Below are 16,924 nucleotides of genomic sequence, written 5' to 3' on the forward strand. Positions count from 1 at the left end.
GGCGGGTGTTTATTTACACTCGCAGTGTACGTTTCTCGGGTTTGGCGTCAAGACCTTCAATGCCCCTTCGCGCACGTGGACGGGGCGGCCGCCAGCGGCGACCGCCCCGTGACCGCCGTCAGGCGCTGGGACAGGTGTTGCGGTACTCCTGGATCTGCGAGCCGCTCGGGCCGGGGCAGAGGAACTGCTCGTAACGGGTGTCGTCGTCGACGAAGCGCTTCAACCAGGCCACCATCTGCCGCGCGGTCGGCGTGTTCGTGGTCTGCGGGAAGAAGTGGCTCGCCCCGTTCAACTCCAGGTACGCCTTCTCGGCGGAGGCCGGGATGCTGTTGTAGAACGGCACCGAGTGCGTCGCGACGGGCGCGACGCTGTCGCTCTCCCCACCGACGATCAGGGTGGGCACCCGCAGCTCGGACCAGCTCTTGTCGGTGTTCCACGGTGCCAGCGGCACAGCGGCCTGCAACGACGGCCGCGACGATGCCGCCTCCAGGCTGCCCCCGCCACCCATGGAGTGGCCGGCCACGGCGAGTCGACTGCTGTCGATCCGGGTCCGCACCGAACTGCGCTGGGTGAGGTAGTCCAGGGCGGCGAGCAACTGCCGGCCCCGGCTGGCCGGCTGGTCCAGTCGGGTGTTGGTCTCGATGCCGATCACCACGAACCCGTGCGAGGCGATGCGCGGTCCGAGCCAGCTGATGCTGGACCAGGCGGCTGTGTAACCGGGCGAGATGGCGATGGCGCCGAAGGTGCCCTCGCTGGTGCTGGTCGGGTAGTAGATGACGCCGCCGCCGAAGCCGGTGACGCTCAGCGAGGACACGCTCTGCGAGGCCGTCGCGAACGGGCCGCGGCTGGCCTCCAGGATCGCGGTGGTCGGGGCGGGGCCCCGCTCGTACGGGCCGGCGGCCTGGGCGGCACCGGAGGATCCGGCCAGTACGCCGCCGGCGGCCAGGACGGCGGCCAACGCGAACCGGGTGGCACGGGCTGCGACGGAACGGGGACGGGTGGTGGTTGGTGAGGACACGTCGGGCACTCCCTAAAGTCGAGGGATATCGACGTGTGTCAGTTTTAGCTGCTTGGCCGATCTCGGCATCGGCGAAATCACCAGTCCGGGCGCGGGATGCCGAGATGAATGGTGTTTCGACCCTCTGACCTGGGGTAGCAGGGCAGACGCCGGCCCGCACACGCGCCATCGAGAGGTTCATTCAGTGGATTCCAGCAAGCCCGCCGAGGCGGTCAAGAACGTCGTGAAGACCGCTTCAGGAAAGATCGCCGACGCCCTCACCCCGGATGTCCCCGGTGCGCCGGGGAGCGCGCCACCGCCGCTCGAGGAGCCGACGACGCCGCACGACCCGCTACCGCCGAAGCCCGAACAGGGGGCACCGCAGACGCGCACGCCGACCGGCGCGGAGACCGGCGCGCCGACGATCGCCAACGGTCAGCAGGGGGCCTACCTCACGACCGCGAACGGCGCGCGGCTGCGCGACACCGACCACTCGCTCAAGGCCGGCCCGCGCGGCCCGGTGCTCCTTCAGGATCACCACCTACGCGAGAAGATCATGCACTTCGACCACGAACGCATTCCGGAGCGCGTGGTGCACGCCCGGGGCGCCGGCGCGCACGGTGTGTTCACCGCGTACGGCACCGCCGAGGCGGTCACCAGGGCCGGGTTCCTCAAGAAGGGGCGCGAGACCGACGTCTTCGTCAGGTTCTCCACGGTGCTCGGTTCGCGGGGTTCGGCCGACACGGTCCGCGACACCCGTGGCTTCGCCACGAAGTTCTACACCGACGAGGGCACCTTCGACCTGGTCGGCAACAACATCCCGGTCTTCTTCATCCAGGACGCGATCAAGTTCCCGGACATCATCCACGCCGGCAAGCCGCACCCCGACCGGGAGATCCCGCAGGCGCAGAGCGCCCACGACACCTTCTGGGACTTCGTGTCTCTGCACACCGAGGCGCAGCACCACACCATCTGGAACATGTCCGACCGGGGCATTCCGCGTTCGTACCGGACGATGGAGGGCTTCGGCGTGCACACCTTCCGCCTCGTCAACGAGGCCGGGGAGACGGTGCTGGCAAAGTTCCACTGGAAGCCGAAGCTGGGCGTGCACTCGCTGACCTGGGAGGAGGCGCAGCTGATCGGCGGCATCGACCCGGACTTCCACCGACGCGACCTCTACGACGCCATCGAGGCCGGCGCGTATCCCGAGTGGGAGCTGGGCATCCAGGTCTTCCCGGACACTCCCGAGGAGACCTTCGCCGACATCGACCTGCTGGACCCGACGAAGATCGTGCCGGAGGAGCTGGCCGAGGTGCAGCCCATCGGGAAGCTGGTGCTCAACCGGACGCCGACGAACTTCTTCGCCGAGACCGAACAGGTCGCCTTCCACCTCGGTCACCTGCCCCCGGGCATCGACGTCACGAACGACCCGCTGTTGCAGGGCCGGCTCTTCTCGTACCTCGACACCCAGCTCACCCGCCTGGGCGGGCCGAACTTCACGCAGATCCCGATCAACCGCCCGCACGCCGCGGTGAACGACATGCTGCGTGACGGCTTCCACCAGCACGCCGTGCACGCAGGCGTCGCACCGTACCGACCGAACTCGCTCGACGGCGGCAACCCGTTCCCCGCCGGGGACGCCGAGCACGCCTTCGTCGACGTGCCGGTGACCGTGGCGCAGGCGCCGAAGGTACGCGCGAACCCTGCCTCGTTCGACGACCACTACAGCCAGGTCCGCCTGTTCTGGCTGAGCATGTCGCCGGTCGAGAAGGAACACATCATCAGGGCGTACACCTTCGAGCTGGGCAAGTGCTACCACCAGGCGATCAAGGAGCGTCAGCTGCAGAGCCTCGCCAACATCGACCCGGTGCTGTGCGAACAGGTCGCCACCGGCCTGGGCCTGCCCGCGCCCCAGCCGACAGTGCCGCTTCCCGACGTCACGCCCAGCCCGGCGCTGTCGCAGGTCGGTCGGGAGTGGCCGAGTGACGGCCGGATGGTCGGGATCGTCGTCGACCCCGACGGCGACCTGGAGGGCGTCGACGAGGTCCGCAGGGCCGTGTTCGACGCCGGGATGGTGCCGCTGCTGATCGCCCCGCACGGCGGCATGGTCGGCGACCTGCCGGTGCAGCGCACCTTCGCCACCGGCCGGTCGGTCGAGTTCGACGCGGTCCTCCTGGCCGGCGCGCCGGCACCCGCACCGGATGCCCTGCCCGCCCGCGACGCCAAGGCGGGCACGCCGGCCCCAACCACCGTGGACCCCCGCGTGCTGCTTCTCGTCGAGGAGTGCTGGCGGCACGCCAAGGCGATCGGCGCCTGGGGCTCCGGCGTCACAGTGCTGGAGCAGGTCGGAGTCGCCGGCACCCCGGGCGTCGTGGCGGCGGGCTCGGGCGCCGAGGCGCTGACCGCCGTGCAGCAGTTGATGGCCGCACACCGGGTCTGGGAACGGTTCCCCGCCGCGGTCGCCTGACCCAGGCACAGACGAGGGCCGTCCTCCGCACCACCGGGAGGACGGCCCTGGTCAGGGTCCTGGCGCTGTGGAATCAGCCGATGTCGGCCAACCGGGGCAGCACCTCGTCGCCGAGCCGCCGGGCGAACTCGACAGGGTCCCGATCCGGCGTCACCTGCACCTCGCGCACGCCGAGCGCTGCGTACTCGGACACCTCGGCGAGGAACGCGTCGGTGTCGTCCAGCGGCGCCTGGGCGGCGACCACGGTCTTCTCGATGGTGTCGTAGTCACGGCCCTCGGCGGCGCAGTGCCCGCGCAGCACATCCAGCTTGCGCGCGATGTCGTCGATGCCGCCGCGGCCGAACAGGTTGCAGGCGTCGGCGTACCGGGCCACCAGCAGCAGGGTCTTCTTCTCGCCGCCACCACCGATCATGATCGGCGGGCGCGGGCGGCTCAACGGCTGCGGCGAGTTGATGGTCTCGGCGAGCTGGTAGTGCTGCCCGTTGAACGGGCCGTCGTCGGCACTCCACATCTGAAGGCAGATGCGCAGCGTCTCCTCCAACCGCTCGAACCGCTCGGCCACCGGGACGACCGGCACGCCCAGCCCGAGCTGCTCCCGCTCGTACCAGGAGGCGCCGATGCCGAGGCGGGCCCGGCCGCCGGAGAGCACGTCGAGGGTCGTCACGGTCTTGGCGAGCAACCCCGGGTAGCGGTACATCACGCCGGTGACCAGCACGCCCAGCGTCATCCGTTGCGTCATGGCCGCGACGTAGCCCAGCGTGGTGTACGCCTCCAGCATCGGCTCCTCGGCCGCGAACACCGCGTCCATCTGGAAGAAGTGGTCCATCACCGTGAACGACGCGACGCCGGCCTGCTCGGCGACTGTCGCCGTCTGCGCCAGGGTCGGTGCGATCGCGGCCGGGTCGGCCGGAGTCGAGTAGTTCCAGTAGTGCAGCCCGAGCTTCATGTTGGCACCTCCGCAACGAGCCTAGTGCCGCCCGGCGTCTGCCGGAGGCGGCTCGGAACCGCCTACGAATCAGCTCCGGCGGCGTCCATTACCGGACCATGACAATTCGTGGATCACGCGCGGATATCCGGCTGGCAGCTTTCGGTGAGTGATCCAACAGCTGTCTCCCACCGAGCCCCGGCCCGTCGAGCTGAAGCCCGACGCGACGCGCGTCCGGTTCCGCCACCGCCACCGCCACCGGACCGGACCCACCCCTGCCTCCGCGCCCGCACCTGCCGCCGGGTCACACCGGGCGCAGTGGGCTGATGCCGCGAAGGGCGTCTGCATCATCCTCGTCGTGCTGTGGCACGTCGTCGTGAAGGACTACCTCCAGATCGACTGGCACGTCGGCGTACCGGTGCCGGGCTTCTGGGGAACGCTGGGTGAGCAGTTCCTCCCGCTGCGGATGCCGCTGTTCTTCACCATCTCGGGCGTCTTCGCGGCGAACGCCGCCCAGCGGCAGTGGCGGGTGGTCGCCCGCAGCCGGATCGCCGGGTTCCTCTACCTGTACGCCGTCTGGCTGCTGATCCACACAGTGGTCCTCGCCGCCGCGCCGCAACTGCCTACCGACCGGGCCACCTCGGCGCTCGGCCTGCTGGAGCAGCTCACCGTCACGCCGTCCAACCTCTGGTACCTGTACGCCCTGGCGCTCTACTTCACGATCGCCAAGGTGACCCGCCGGGCGCCCCGGGCGCTGGTCCTGGTCCCCGCCGCCGCGCTGTCCGCCGTCGCCGCCGCCGGCCTGCTCGACACCCCGGGCAACCGCGCCGGCCTCTACCAGAACCTGGTCTTCTTCCTCGCCGGCCTGTACCTGCGGCCGCAGATCCAGCGGTGGGCCGCCACCGCCAGCCGCCGCCGGCTGTTGCTGACCTCTGGTGGTTACGTCCTGGCGCTCGCCGCGATGGCGGTGACCGGCGCCCAGCAGTGGTTCGGGGTATGGCCGGCGGTCTCCGTGCTGGCAGTGATCTTCGGCATAACCGCCGCTGCCCGGCTGTCGCGGTGGTCGGCGCTCAGCGAACCGCTGGCTAGGCTCGGCCGCATCACACTGCCGATCTACGTCATCCACATGCCGGTCCTGGCCCTGCTGCACCGGCTGTTGCTCGTACCGCTTTCCGGGCTGGATGGGTCCGCTCAGGGCCTGATAGTGCTCGGTTATCCGATTCTGCTGAGCGGGCTGGTGATCGGTCTGAGCCTGGCCGTTCACCGCGGGCTGCTGGCGGTTCGCGCGGGCTGGTTGTTCGCGCTGCCCGGCGCGCGCCGCGTGGAGGCGGCCGGATGAGCGCCCTCGCCGAAGCCCTGATCGACCTGGACGCGATCGCCAGCAACGTGCGGGCAATCGCGTCGGTCACCGGCACCGGACTGATGGCGGTGGTCAAGGCCGACGGGTTCGGCCACGGTGCGGTGCAGGTGGCCCGGGCCGCGCTGCGCGCCGGCGCCTCCTGGCTGGGGGTGACCTCGACGGCCGAGGCGCTGACCCTTCGCGAGGCGGGTGTGACAGCGCCCACGTTGAGCTGGCTGCACGGCCCGGATGACGACTTCGGTATGTTGATCAAGACTGGCGTCGACGTCGGCGTGTCCACGACGGCGCACCTGCACGCCGTCGCCGACGCGGCCCGTCTGCTCGGCGTGCCGGCGATGGTGCAGCTCAAGGCGGACACCGGGTTGTCCCGCAACGGGGCCGCCGGGGACGACTGGCCGGAACTGGTCGGTTGGGCCCGCAAGTACGAACGAGAGGGTGGGATCCGGGTGCGCGGGGTGTGGTCCCACCTCGCCGACGCCGACCTGCCGGGCGCCCCCGCGCTCACCCGTCAGGTGGCGATCTTCGAGGAGGCGCTGCGGACCGCACGATCTGCTGGCCTGAGCCCCGACCTCGTCCACCTGGCCAACTCGGCCGCCGCGCTCTCCGCACCGCGGACCCGATTCGACCTCTGCCGGATCGGGATCGCCCTCTACGGCGTGGACCCGTTCGGCGTGAACGGTCCGGGCGAGTTCGGGCTGCGCCCCGCGATGACAGTGCGGACGAGCGTGGTCAACGTCAAGCGGGTGCCGGCCGGCACTGGCGTCTCCTACGGGCCCGAGCACGTGACCGGCGCACCGACCACGCTCGCGCTGCTGCCGCTCGGCTACGCCGACGGGCTCCCCCGGGCCGCGGGTGGCCGCGCCTCGGTGTGGCTCGGCGGCCGGCGGTGCCCGATCGTCGGGCGCATCGCGATGGACCAGTGCGTTGTCGACGCCGGGGATCTTCCCGTGACGATCGGCGACCCGGTGGTGGTGTTCGGCCCGGCCGAGGGCGACGACCAGCACCCTCCCACTGTCGTCGAGTGGGCCCGCTGGGCCGACACCAACCCACACGAGATCTTGACCGGTATCGGGGCCCGGGTGGCCCGCGAGCACCTCCACGGAAGGGCACGGAACTCATGACAACCCGACTGGCAGTGCTGTACGGCGGGCAGAGCGGCGAGCACGAGGTGTCCTGCCGCTCGGCGGCGAGCATCCTCGCCCACCTGGACCGTGAGCGGTACCAGGTCACCGAGGTGCTCATCGACCGCGACGGCCTGTGGCACGTCGGCGGCCGACCGACGCCCCTGCCCGCGGCGTTGCGCGTCCTGCGTGCCCAGGACGTGGTGTTCCCGGCCCTGCACGGCCCGTACGGCGAGGACGGCACGGTGTCGTCGCTGCTGGAGTGGCTCGGTGTGCCGTACGTCGGCAACGGCGTCTTCGCCAGCGCCGCCGGCATGGACAAGGGGGTCACCAAGCGGCTCCTCGCGGCGGAGGGCCTGCGGGTCAGCCCGGGGGTGACACTGCGTCCCGGCGAGGAGTTGTCCCCCGAGGACCAGCGTCGGCTGGAGCTGCCGGTCTTTGTCAAGCCGGCCCGGGCCGGGTCGAGCCTGGGCGTCGTCAGGGTGGACGACTGGGCGGGAGTTCCCGCCGCGCTGGAGCAGGCCCGCCAGGTCGACCCGAAGGTGCTCGTCGAGCAGGGAGCGCGGGGGCGCGAGATCGACGTGGCTGTGCTCCAGCACCCGGACGGCCGGGTGCAGGCCGGCCCGCCGCTGGAGATCCGGGTGACCGGTGCTGGCTTCTTCGACTACGACGCGAAGTACGACGGCGGGGCGATCTTCCAGATTCCCGCCCCGCTCGACGCGGCGACCACCGAGGTGCTTCAGGACCGTGCGATCCGCGCCTTCCAGGCCCTCGACTGCCGTGGGCTGCTGCGGGTCGACTTCTTCCTGCCCACCGAGGGCTCGACCGAGCCCATAGTGAACGAGGTCAACACGTTCCCCGGCTTCACCGCCGCGTCCCAGTTCCCGCAGATCTGGCAGCAGGCCGGCATCGGCTTCGCCGCCTTGATCGACATCCTGATCGCCGGCGCGCTGGCCGATCAGGACCACTGCCACCACAGCGGGTTGCCCCGGCCGGAACGCGCTGTCGACCACCTGGTGTGAGTCGGCGCTCGGTGCCCGGTCACCTGATCGGGCACGCCCGGGGCCCTCGGGCGCCGTCCGACCCGACGATGGTGACGGTGGTGGCGGTGTTCGCCGCGCTGACCTGCGCCGCGGCGGCGACGCTCGTGCAGATGATCTGGTCGACCGCGCGCGCTGACAACGCCTGCGCCGCGATGTTCGCCCGCACCGTGAGGTCACCGGACCGACCGGCTCCGGCCGTCACGGTGACCGGGTCGAGGCCAGCCGGAACGTCGCTGGTGAAACCCTGGGCGCGTTCGTTCTCCTGCGGACCGGCCGCGAGCAGCGAGAGCGCGGCGGTGGGCGACGGGTCCGCGTTGACCGGGCGGAGGACCAGCACCAGTTCGCCCTGCGCGAGCAGGTAGAGCCACGTGCCCTGGGCGGGGCCGCTGATCGGGGGGCGACCGGTGATGACCCCGCTGGGTCGTACCCCACAGCCCGCCGCGACCAGCGTCAGCAGCAGGCCGCTGGCGAGCAGCGCGCGGCCCGTCCGTCGGCCGGTCACCGGGCACCTCCGGTGTCCGCCGTTTCGCGGGGCAGGCGGAGGGTGAACACCGCGCCGCCGTGGTGGCCGTTGCCCGCTACGAGACTCCCCCGTCGATCGCCGTCACGGTGCAGGCGTGCGTTCTCCCAGGAGATGGCGAGACCGAGGCCACTGCCCTCGGAGCGGGTTCGCGCGGTGTCGGCCTTGTAGAGGCGGTCGAAGACGTGTGGCAACACCTCCGGGTCCAGTCCGGGTCCCCGGTCGGCCACCTCGATGGTGACCCAGTCCTGGTCGGCGCTGAGCCGTACCGACACCGGCTCGGCACCGTGCCGGAAGGCGTTGCCGACCAGGTTGGCGACGATGACGTCCAGTCGGCGGGGGTCGAGTCGAGCCACGATGCCGGGTGCCAACTCCGTTCGTACCCGGTCCAGCCAGCCGCGGATGCGCAGGGTCGCGGTCACCGCCGCGGCCACGTCGACGTCGTCCAGGGCGAGCCGCGCGGTGCCGGAGTCGAACCTGCTGATCTCGATGAGGTCGTTGACCAGTTGGGTGAGGTTCTGCGTCTCCTGGCTGACCAGCCGGGCGGCCCGGCCCGCGTCCCCGGGCAGGTGTTCCGCCTCCTCGTCGAGCACGTCGGTGACCGCCGTCATCGCGGCCAGCGGAGTCCGGAGTTCGTGCGAGACGTCGGCCACGAAGCGGCGGGCGTCGGATTCCAGTCGCCGCAGCTCGCCTACCTGCCGCTCCAGCGTGCCCGCGGTGTCGTTGAAGGTCCGTGCCACATCCGCCAGCTCGTCGGCGCCCCGGATCGTCAACCGGGTGCTCAGGTCGCCCTCACCGAGGCGGCGCGCCGCCTGGCTGAGGTCGCGGACGGGCCGCAGGACTCCGCGGGCGGACAGCAGGGCCAGCAGGACGGCGAGGAGCAGGGACAACCCGCCGGTCAGCCATGCCCTGCTGGCGAGTTGGTCGATGCTCTGCTGCTCGGGCACGAGACTGCGCACCGAGTAGATCTCCACCCCGGACGGGCGGGACATGCCGTCCGGGCTGTCCAGCGCCAACTGGGTACCGATGAGCAGCGCGGGTTCTCCGGCGAGCGAGACACGTTGCCAGCCGATGCGACCGTCACGGACCTCCTGCCGCAGCTCGGGGGTGAGCGGGTCGGCGAGTTTGGAGCCGCTCTGTGTCCGCATGTCCCGGTAGACGACCACCGCGAAGCTTTCCCGGTCGCTGAGGCGCTGGGCCAACAGTTCGAGGTCGTCCTGGGTCGGCGGAAGCTGGACGATCGGGTAGACCTTGGTGAGCTGGTCGGTCAGCGACGTCACAGCGGCGTCCTGCGCCTGTTGGAGGATGACGGTCCGAGCCTGGAAGTAGCTGCCACTGGCCACCGCCACCGTCGTGGTCACGCCCAGCAGCGCGAACGCCAGGACGAGTCGGACCCGCAGACCCGAGACCCACGCGCCGACCCGGCGCCACAGTGTCACAGCGGCCCGAACCGGTATCCGAAACCACGCACTGTCTGGATGTAGAGCGGTGCCGACGAATCGGCCTCGATCTTGGCGCGTACCCGCTGGACGCAGGCGTCCACGAGTCGCGAGTCGCCCAGATACCCGTGCTCCCACACGGCCTCCAGCAGCTGCTGGCGGCTGAGCACCTGGCCCGGCGTGTGCGAGAGTTCGAGCAGCAGCCGCAGCTCCGTCGGGGCGAGGCTGACCGGCGTTCCGTCCTTGCTGACCACCAGCGCGGCCCGGTCGATGGTCAACGCACCGTGCTGTTCCAGGCCGGTCCGGTCGCCGCCGCGCCGCGAGTCGCCACCGGTCCGCCGCAGCACCGCGCGGATGCGCGCCTCCAGCACCCGGGCCTGCACGGGCTTGACCACGTAGTCGTCGGCGCCGGCCTCCAGGCCGGCCACCACGTCCATGTCGTCGTTGCGGGCGGTGAGCATGATGATCGGCAGGTCGCCGAGCTGCCGGATCCGACGGCAGACCTCGAACCCGTCCATCCCGGGCAGCATGAGATCGAGGACCACGACATCGGACGGGGTCGTGCGCAGCCGTTCCAACCCCTGCTCACCGGTGCCCACGGCATGCACTGTGTGGCCCTGTCGGGTGAGCGCCAACTGCAGTCCGTCGCGCACCGTCTGGTGGTCTTCGATCAACAGCACCTGGGACATGTCGTCAAGTATCCCATCATGAGATGTTTCGGGTTCCCGTCGATGGCGGCGGCGCGGGGCTCCGCGCGGGAACCCGAACCGCGAACTCCGTCGAACGCACCAGGAACACGACAGCGCCCACCAGGAACATCGTCGACGCGGCGGCGGCCACGATGGCGATCAACAAACCCCGCTGCACCGACGCGGCCAGACCGGGCACGACCACCAGCAGCGCCCAGACCAGCACGACCAGCCCGACTCCCGCCTCGGCCAGCCTGCGCCAGAGGCTGCCACCGTCCGAACCGCCGGTCGTGTCGCCGTCGCCGGACCAGGCCGCCAACGCGGCCGCGCCCAGGCAGAACACCGTCACCCCCAGCAGTACGCCACCGAGCACGTCGCTGAACCGGTGCCAGCCCGCGATCATCGTGGCGGAGGCGATCACCGACACCCCCACAGCGCCCGGCGCCGCCAGCCAGCGCCGGGCCCACCCGGGCAGGACCAGCATGAACGCCAGCAGCAGTGCGGTCGCCGCAGCGACGTGACCGCTGGGGAAGCTGTTGTGGGTGGTGGAGCTCAGAACCTGCAGATCCGGGCGGGGCAGCTCCGATTTCACGGCGCCGGCCAGCAGCACCGCACAGACGACCATGCCCACACCCACGGCCCCCGCCACCAGCCGCCGGCGCAGCACACCCACCAGCAGCACCACACCGAGCAGAGCCGCGATGAGGCTCGGGCTGCCGAAGGTGGCCAGCACCGTCTTGGCCGGGCCCACCAGCACGGTCTGCTGCTCGTACCCTCCGCCTCGCTCGGCGCGCGGCAGGAGCACCCCGTCCAGCCACTGCCCGGGGTACGTCCGCACGAAGACGGCGGCGGTGACGGTCAGGGCAACCAGAGCGCACAGCGCCGCCGCGAGCAGCCGCAGGCCCAGTGGAACCGCCGCGCGGGCGTGGGGCAGCGGTCGCGCCGGACCGGGCGTCGACCGCCCTACGAGGTACAACGATCCGATGGACATGGCGACCATGCTCGCTTCGCCAGGTCCGTACCCCGTCCTCGGATTGTCTTGGTTCTGTCACAACCACCCCCACCGCCTCCGGAAAGCGGATCGTCGGCGGTGGGACCGGGTGGACCTGGACGGCGCGATGGGATTCACATGCTTCCATGCAACTATGTTTTACCCAGCCGAGATCAGCCACCACTAGGGTCAGGACGCCGATCGATGTTTCGGTCGGCGGTACGAAAAATCCATCCGGAGTGAGTTGGGGAACCGGAAGGTGTTGGCACATGCAGGAAATCCCAGTGGCCAGCCTGGTCATCGGCATCGCATCCTCGCCGGCCGAGCGGCGACATCTGGCCCGGCTGCTCGGCGGCAGTGACGCCTTCCTGATCGTCTCGACAGTCGACCAGGCACGAGAGTTCCTCGGGGTGGTCGAGGCGCCTGCCGCCCCGGCTCCCCCGACCCGGGTGGCGCTCGCCGAGGTGGCGCCGAGCCCACAGCCACCGCCACCGGATCTGGCCGTCGACTCCGACCGCCGGGTGCTGCGCTGGCGCGACCAGGAGATCGACCTGACCCGACTGGAGCACGACGTCCTGCTCTGCCTGGTGCACGCGCCCGGTCAGGTCTGGACCTACGAGCGCCTGCACCTCGAGGTCTGGGGCAACCGGCACCTCGGCCGGGGCTCCGACATGCACTCGGTGATCCGCCGGGTGCGCGGCAAGCTCGCCAGTCTCAACGCCGCGGCGACGATCCACTCGGTACGCGGCGTCGGCTTCCGGCTCGCTCCCGTCTGAATCACCCCCGGGCGCGGTCCGGCCCGCCTGGTCGGGGACCAGGCGGGCCGGACCTCATCGGCTAGTGCGTCAGCACCTGATGGGTGCCAAACCGAAGTTCTCCACGGTCGGAGTGGCGGTGTCGATCCTGGTCTGACGGGTCTGCGGCTTCCAGCCGTCCTTGGCCACGATCATGGTGAGCGGGTTGTTGCGGCGGTCCACCCAGTAGGCGTACCTGCCCTCGGCGTCGGTGGCGAAGGTGTACGAGGCCGCCCACGAGTCGACCTGTACGACAGCACCGGTGAGCGGCGCTGTCGCACCCTGGCAGCTGGTGCCGGTGACCGTACCCATGAGCTTGCCCCAGGTCTTCGGGGGGTTCGCGGTCATGGTCACCGCGACCGGCGCCACCGAGTACGGGGTGTTCTCGGAGATCGCGACGGCGCCGGAGTAGGTGCCCGGCTGGTCCACGTTCGCCGTCAGCCCGACGGTGACAGTGACCTTCGCGCCCGGTGCGAGGGTGACCGCCGACTTGTCGATGGTCATCCAGCTGACGTCGGCCGCCGACTCGGAGCAACCCTCGAAGCCTGGGAGCACCTCGCTGTCCGGGGCCGCGTTGAAGTTGCCGGACGAGCCGCCGATCTTGTAGAAGCCGCACGCCGCGCCGCCGCGGTACCGCGCGGTGTTCGAGTTGGGCAGGTTGGACCACGACCCGGCGGCCGGGTCGAAGGCGAAGCCGGCGTTGCTGATGGCCCCACCCTGCGAGCCACCGACGACGAGGAGCTTGCCGCTGGCGACCGCGTACGAGCTGGCCCAGTTGTCGGTCGGCGCGTCGGCGATGGCGGTCCAGGTGTTGGCACCCGGGTCGAAGGCGTAGCTGGACTTCTGCGCGGCGGACCCGTCATTGCCGCCGGTGCAGTAGAGGACGCCGTCGATCCCGCCGCAGGAGGCGAAGGCCACCGACTTCGGGTAGTTGGCCAGCGTCTCCCACTTGTCACCGGTCGGGTCGTAGCGGACGACGCTGTTCGACATCGGCAGACAGGCCGCCGTCGTGCAGCCACCGACCGCGTACAGCTTGCCGTCGACGACTGCCTGACCGGCCGCGGCCCGCGGTGCCGGGTTGTCGGCCAGCTCGGTCCAGGTGTTGGCCCCCGGGTCGTACGACCAGGTGGCGGAGTCCGGGCCCGCGTCGCCCCAGCCGCCCGTGACAATGATCTTGCCGTTCACCACGCCGGCGGTCACTGCGTTACGCGCGCCGGGAAGGTCGGCGATCGCCGTCCAGGTCTGCGCGGCCGGGTCGTAGGCGTAGTTCTTGGTGGTGGAGGCCTCACCGTCGCCGCCACCGAGCGAATACACCTTGCCGTCCAGGTTCACCACCCGGTTGTCCATGATCGTGGCCGGGTAGTTGGCGATGTCGGTCCACGGCGCCGCCTGCGGGCCGGTCGCCGCGGCAGCCGCCTTGGCCTCCTTGCCGGACGCCTTGGCGGCGAACGACGTCGGGACGGTGAGCCGCTGCTCCGGCGCTCCAGCGGACCCGAGCACCTGCTGCCGGGTGACAGTGGAACCGTCCGCCCGCAGGAGCTCGAACCCGTTGTCCCGCTCACCGAACTTGACCTCCACCGGCGCGCCGCCGGTGTTGGTCACCGTGAACGACTTGCTGGTCTTGCCGTTGGGCATCTGGAGCGTCGCGCTCAGCTGCGTCGGCGTCACCGCCAGTCGACCGGCCGCGAGCTGGAAGTTCGCGGTGGTCGCCCAGTCGGCCTCGACGTCGACAGACTTGGTCTGGCTGACGTAGTTGCCGGCGGTCGCCGTGAACGGGTGCTCGCCGGTGAGCGACGAGTAGATCCAGTAGAAGCCGTCGGCCAGCCCCGGGTCGTCCGGGGTCGCCACCGTGACGGCCTTCTCGGCGGGCCGGTCCTTGCTGGTGACGGTCGCGCCGTTGACGTAACTGCCGTCGTTCTTGTCGCGGACGTTGCCGACGACCAGACCACCGTCGACCGGCACGCAGGTGACCTGGCTGCCGATCAGGACGTTGTCGACCTCCCACCACCACTCGTACGAGGCGTCGTAGTAGCGGAAGCGGACCTGCACCTGCGCCTGGCCGGCGGCCTGCGGAATCGGAATCTCGGTCAGCTTCGGTCCCCGGACGTCGGTCTCCTGCCGGAGCACGTTGGTCCAGGTGGCACCGCCGTCGATGCTCAGGTCCACGTCGGCCGTGTCGTCGTTGAGCTGGTTGAAGTCCTGGTTGAACCGGATGACCGGGGCCGTGACGCTGGTCAGGTCGACCACCGGGCTGACCAGGGCGGTGTCCTGGCTGGTGCCCGCTCCGTAGGCGTCGCTGTCGACCATCGCGAAGTTGCCGGTGCCACCGGTCAGGTTGCCCCGGTCTCCGTCGTCGGTGAACTTCCAGACCTGACCGCTGCCCGCGTTGTCCACGACGGTCCAGCCGGCCGGCGTGGTCGTGGCGTCGAAGGTCTCGTACTCACCGTCGGAGCCGGTCGTGTATCCGGGCGCGGTGGTGCAGACGCTGCTGTCCACCGGCACGGCGACGTTGGCGGTGGCGTTGCCCGAGCCGACCACCACCTGCTTGGTGACTGTCTGGTAGCCCGGGTACTGCGGCTCGTACTTCAGGGTGTACGTCTGCCCGGCCGGCAGCTTGATGCTGTAGCGGCCGTTCGACGGGGTGGTGTAGTCGTAGACACCGAACACGCCAGTCACTGTCACCTTCGCGTACAACGGCCAGCCGTGGCCGGAGCCGTCGGTGACCGCTCCGGTGACGTTGACACTCGGCACCGCCGTGAGGGCGACGTTGAGCGTCGTGGTCGCGGCCTTCGCGACCGTTGCCGTTCTGGTGGTGCTGGCGTACCCGAACGCCGCGACGGCGACCTGGTAGTCGCCGATGGGGAGCTGGGTGGAGAACTTGCCGTCGGCACCGGTGGTCAGCTCACGCTCGGACGCGCCGGTGAGCGTCAGTGTCGCGCCGGCGACAGGGGCGCCGGAGGTCGCGTCGGTGACCGTGCCGGCCAGCGTGCCGATGTCGCCGGTCGGGGCGGCGTTGAGCAACGCGAGGGCGTCCAGTCGACCTTCGCCGTAGACGTTGTTGTCGGCGGCGGTGCCACCGCACTGGTCGTCGGCCTTGTCGATCGCGGTGCCGTTGAGCAGCGCGCGGGTGGCGTTGACGTCGCCGACCAGCGACGGCGCCGCCGAGTACAGCAGCGCTATCGCGCCCGCGAGGTGCGGTGCGGCCATCGAGGTGCCGCTGATGCTGCCGTAGGCGCTGCCGGGGATGCTCGACCGGACGTTCACGCCCGGCGCGGAGATGTTGGGCTTGATCTCGCCGTTCTGACCGGCCCCGCGGGAGGAGAAGCCGGCGACGTTGTTGTTGACGTCGTACGCACCGGTCGAGTAGTTGCTGACGAGGCTGCCCGGCGAGCCACTGGTCTGACAGGCCGGCCCGCTGTTGCCGTTGGACCAGGTGCCGAAGATTCCGGACGCGGCCCAGGCGTCCGTCACGTCCTCCATGAACGGCTCGTTGGACGGGTCCTGGGTGCCCCACGAGTTGTTGATGATGTTCGGTCGCTTGCTCGCGTCCGCGTTCTGACCGTTGAGGTCGAGCGGTTCGAGCATCCACTGACCGGATTCGACAAGAGCGGCGTCACTGGGGCAGCAACCGTTCGCCGCGATCCACTTGACCCCGGGGGCGACACCGATCTGGTTCGCGCCGTCGGAGCCGGCCATGGTGCCCATGGTGTGCGTACCGTGGCCATCACCGTCGCAGGGGGCGGTGGCGCAGGCCCCGGTAGCGTTGGCGGCGTTGAACCAGTTGTAGTTGTGGTCGAACGTCCCGTCGCCGTTGTTGCCCCGGTAGGAGTTCACCAGCGCCGGGTGGTTGAACTGCACCCCGGTGTCGATGTTCGCGATGGTGATGCCCTCGCCCTTGACTCCGTACTGGGACCAGACGTCGTCGGCGTTGATGTTGGCGATGCCCCACTCCAGGGCGTTCACCGTCTTCTCGTCGGTGCCCTTGGTCGTCTCCGGCACCTTGTACGCGACCGGGGCGTAGAGGCCCTCGACCTCCGAGTGCCCGGCGAACTTCTGGGCCATCGCCAGCGAACCGCTGTTCACCTTGATGGCGTTGGTGGCCCAGAAGGTCTGGTATCTGGTGCCCGAGCTGTCGAGGTCGGCCCGGATCTTGCCCTGGCTCGCGGCGGCGGTCTTGCGCAGCGCGTCCGCCACCGCCGTGCCACGCTTCGACCAGTCCTTGATGGCGCTGGCCTTGCTGAGGTCCGCCCGGTCCTTGAACCGGATCCAGAAGTCCCCTTCACTCTTGGCCTGGAGCTGCTTGGCGAGCTCCGGTCGGATCTTGTCCCCGGTCGGGGCGCCCGCCCCCATCGCACCGCCCGGCGCGGCCTGCGCGCCGGAGCTGACAGTGGCCAAGCATGTCGCGGCGAGGATCGTCGCCGCGCCGGCGCTCACCAGCGATCTGGCCGCGCGCCGCCATTGTGGACGTCTGAACATCGGTGCTGCCTCCCTCAGAACGACCCAGGGTGTAGTGGGCCATGGTGGACCTCCCCATGCACCGCGCGGGTCACGCCGGTTGCCCGAGTGGACACTATGATC

The 16,924-nt window shown here is 70.5% G+C and carries 12 protein-coding genes; 5 read left to right on the forward strand and 7 right to left on the reverse strand.

Features of this window, described 5'->3' with window-relative positions; all coding sequences use genetic code 11:
* Positions 1 to 118: 118 nt before the first annotated feature.
* Positions 119 to 1,018: an alpha/beta hydrolase gene (locus AB0K35_RS00995; RefSeq protein WP_363882689.1), complete on the reverse strand. Its 900-nt coding sequence runs from the start codon at positions 1,016 to 1,018 to the stop codon at positions 119 to 121.
* A 184-nt stretch (positions 1,019 to 1,202) separates the two neighbouring features.
* Here AB0K35_RS00995 and AB0K35_RS01000 point away from each other — a divergent pair, with 184 nt between their 5' ends.
* A complete protein-coding gene (locus AB0K35_RS01000; RefSeq protein WP_363882692.1) occupies positions 1,203 to 3,464 on the forward strand; it encodes a catalase in 2,262 nt (753 codons plus the stop codon).
* A 73-nt stretch (positions 3,465 to 3,537) separates the two neighbouring features.
* Here AB0K35_RS01000 and AB0K35_RS01005 read toward each other — a convergent pair whose 3' ends face one another.
* Positions 3,538 to 4,410 (reverse strand): LLM class F420-dependent oxidoreductase, encoded by an 873-nt coding sequence (locus tag AB0K35_RS01005; protein WP_238669446.1) that lies wholly within the window; start codon positions 4,408 to 4,410, stop codon positions 3,538 to 3,540.
* A gap of 148 nt (positions 4,411 to 4,558) precedes the next feature.
* On the opposite strand from AB0K35_RS01005, the gene AB0K35_RS01010 reads away from it, so the two are divergent.
* The 3 genes from AB0K35_RS01010 to AB0K35_RS01020 are packed head-to-tail and all read left to right on the forward strand — an operon-like array spanning position 4,559 to position 7,892.
* Positions 4,559 to 5,728, forward strand: coding sequence for an acyltransferase (locus AB0K35_RS01010; RefSeq protein ID WP_363882696.1), 1,170 nt, complete (start codon positions 4,559 to 4,561; stop codon positions 5,726 to 5,728).
* Positions 5,725 to 6,870 (forward strand): alanine racemase, encoded by a 1,146-nt coding sequence (gene alr, locus AB0K35_RS01015; RefSeq protein ID WP_363882699.1) that lies wholly within the window; start codon positions 5,725 to 5,727, stop codon positions 6,868 to 6,870. The genes AB0K35_RS01010 and alr overlap by 4 nt, the downstream gene beginning before the upstream one ends.
* Positions 6,867 to 7,892 (forward strand): D-alanine--D-alanine ligase family protein, encoded by a 1,026-nt coding sequence (locus AB0K35_RS01020; RefSeq protein WP_363882702.1) that lies wholly within the window; start codon positions 6,867 to 6,869, stop codon positions 7,890 to 7,892. The genes alr and AB0K35_RS01020 overlap by 4 nt, the downstream gene beginning before the upstream one ends.
* A gap of 19 nt (positions 7,893 to 7,911) precedes the next feature.
* On the opposite strand, the gene AB0K35_RS01025 is transcribed toward AB0K35_RS01020, so the two are convergent.
* Genes AB0K35_RS01025 through AB0K35_RS01040 form a run of 4 tightly spaced genes read right to left on the reverse strand, consistent with a single transcriptional unit; the run spans position 7,912 to position 11,552 of the window.
* Positions 7,912 to 8,415 carry a hypothetical protein gene (locus tag AB0K35_RS01025; RefSeq protein ID WP_238669450.1) on the reverse strand — a complete coding sequence of 168 codons (504 nt, stop codon included), beginning with the start codon at positions 8,413 to 8,415 and terminating at the stop codon, positions 7,912 to 7,914.
* Positions 8,412 to 9,872 carry a HAMP domain-containing sensor histidine kinase gene (locus tag AB0K35_RS01030; RefSeq protein WP_363882705.1) on the reverse strand — a complete coding sequence of 487 codons (1,461 nt, stop codon included), beginning with the start codon at positions 9,870 to 9,872 and terminating at the stop codon, positions 8,412 to 8,414. Before AB0K35_RS01030 ends, AB0K35_RS01025 begins: the two co-directional genes overlap by 4 nt.
* The gene (locus tag AB0K35_RS01035) at positions 9,869 to 10,561 is read right to left on the reverse strand and encodes a response regulator transcription factor (protein ID WP_238669452.1); all 693 of its coding nucleotides are present in this window, start codon (positions 10,559 to 10,561) and stop codon (positions 9,869 to 9,871) included. The genes AB0K35_RS01030 and AB0K35_RS01035 overlap by 4 nt, the downstream gene beginning before the upstream one ends.
* A 16-nt stretch (positions 10,562 to 10,577) precedes the next feature.
* The gene (locus tag AB0K35_RS01040; RefSeq protein WP_363882709.1) at positions 10,578 to 11,552 is read right to left on the reverse strand and encodes a phosphatase PAP2 family protein; all 975 of its coding nucleotides are present in this window, start codon (positions 11,550 to 11,552) and stop codon (positions 10,578 to 10,580) included.
* Between the two features lie 269 nt (positions 11,553 to 11,821).
* On the opposite strand from AB0K35_RS01040, the gene AB0K35_RS01045 reads away from it, so the two are divergent.
* Entirely contained in the window at positions 11,822 to 12,328 is a 507-nt protein-coding gene (locus tag AB0K35_RS01045; protein WP_363882712.1) for a winged helix-turn-helix domain-containing protein, read from the forward strand.
* A gap of 69 nt (positions 12,329 to 12,397) precedes the next feature.
* Here the strand turns inward: AB0K35_RS01045 and AB0K35_RS01050 are convergent, their stop codons facing one another.
* A complete protein-coding gene (locus AB0K35_RS01050; protein WP_363882715.1) occupies positions 12,398 to 16,822 on the reverse strand; it encodes a S8 family serine peptidase in 4,425 nt (1,474 codons plus the stop codon).
* Positions 16,823 to 16,924 lie beyond the last annotated feature (102 nt).

The sequence above is a fragment of the Micromonospora sp. NPDC053740 genome (genome assembly GCF_040677775.1).
Taxonomy (GTDB): domain Bacteria; phylum Actinomycetota; class Actinomycetes; order Mycobacteriales; family Micromonosporaceae; genus Micromonospora; species Micromonospora alfalfae.

What these genes read in the sequence shown, in the direction of transcription:
- AB0K35_RS01050 (WP_363882715.1), bottom strand. Translation starts at nt 16,822, where the DNA reads ATGTTCAGACGTCCACAATGGCGGCGCGCGGCCAGATCGCTGGTGAGC.
- AB0K35_RS01005 (WP_238669446.1), bottom strand. Translation starts at nt 4,410, where the DNA reads ATGAAGCTCGGGCTGCACTACTGGAACTACTCGACTCCGGCCGACCCG.
- AB0K35_RS01020 (WP_363882702.1), top strand. Translation starts at nt 6,867, where the DNA reads ATGACAACCCGACTGGCAGTGCTGTACGGCGGGCAGAGCGGCGAGCAC.
- AB0K35_RS01035 (WP_238669452.1), bottom strand. Translation starts at nt 10,561, where the DNA reads ATGTCCCAGGTGCTGTTGATCGAAGACCACCAGACGGTGCGCGACGGA.
- AB0K35_RS01045 (WP_363882712.1), top strand. Translation starts at nt 11,822, where the DNA reads ATGCAGGAAATCCCAGTGGCCAGCCTGGTCATCGGCATCGCATCCTCG.
- AB0K35_RS01040 (WP_363882709.1), bottom strand. Translation starts at nt 11,552, where the DNA reads ATGTCCATCGGATCGTTGTACCTCGTAGGGCGGTCGACGCCCGGTCCG.
- alr (WP_363882699.1), top strand. Translation starts at nt 5,725, where the DNA reads ATGAGCGCCCTCGCCGAAGCCCTGATCGACCTGGACGCGATCGCCAGC.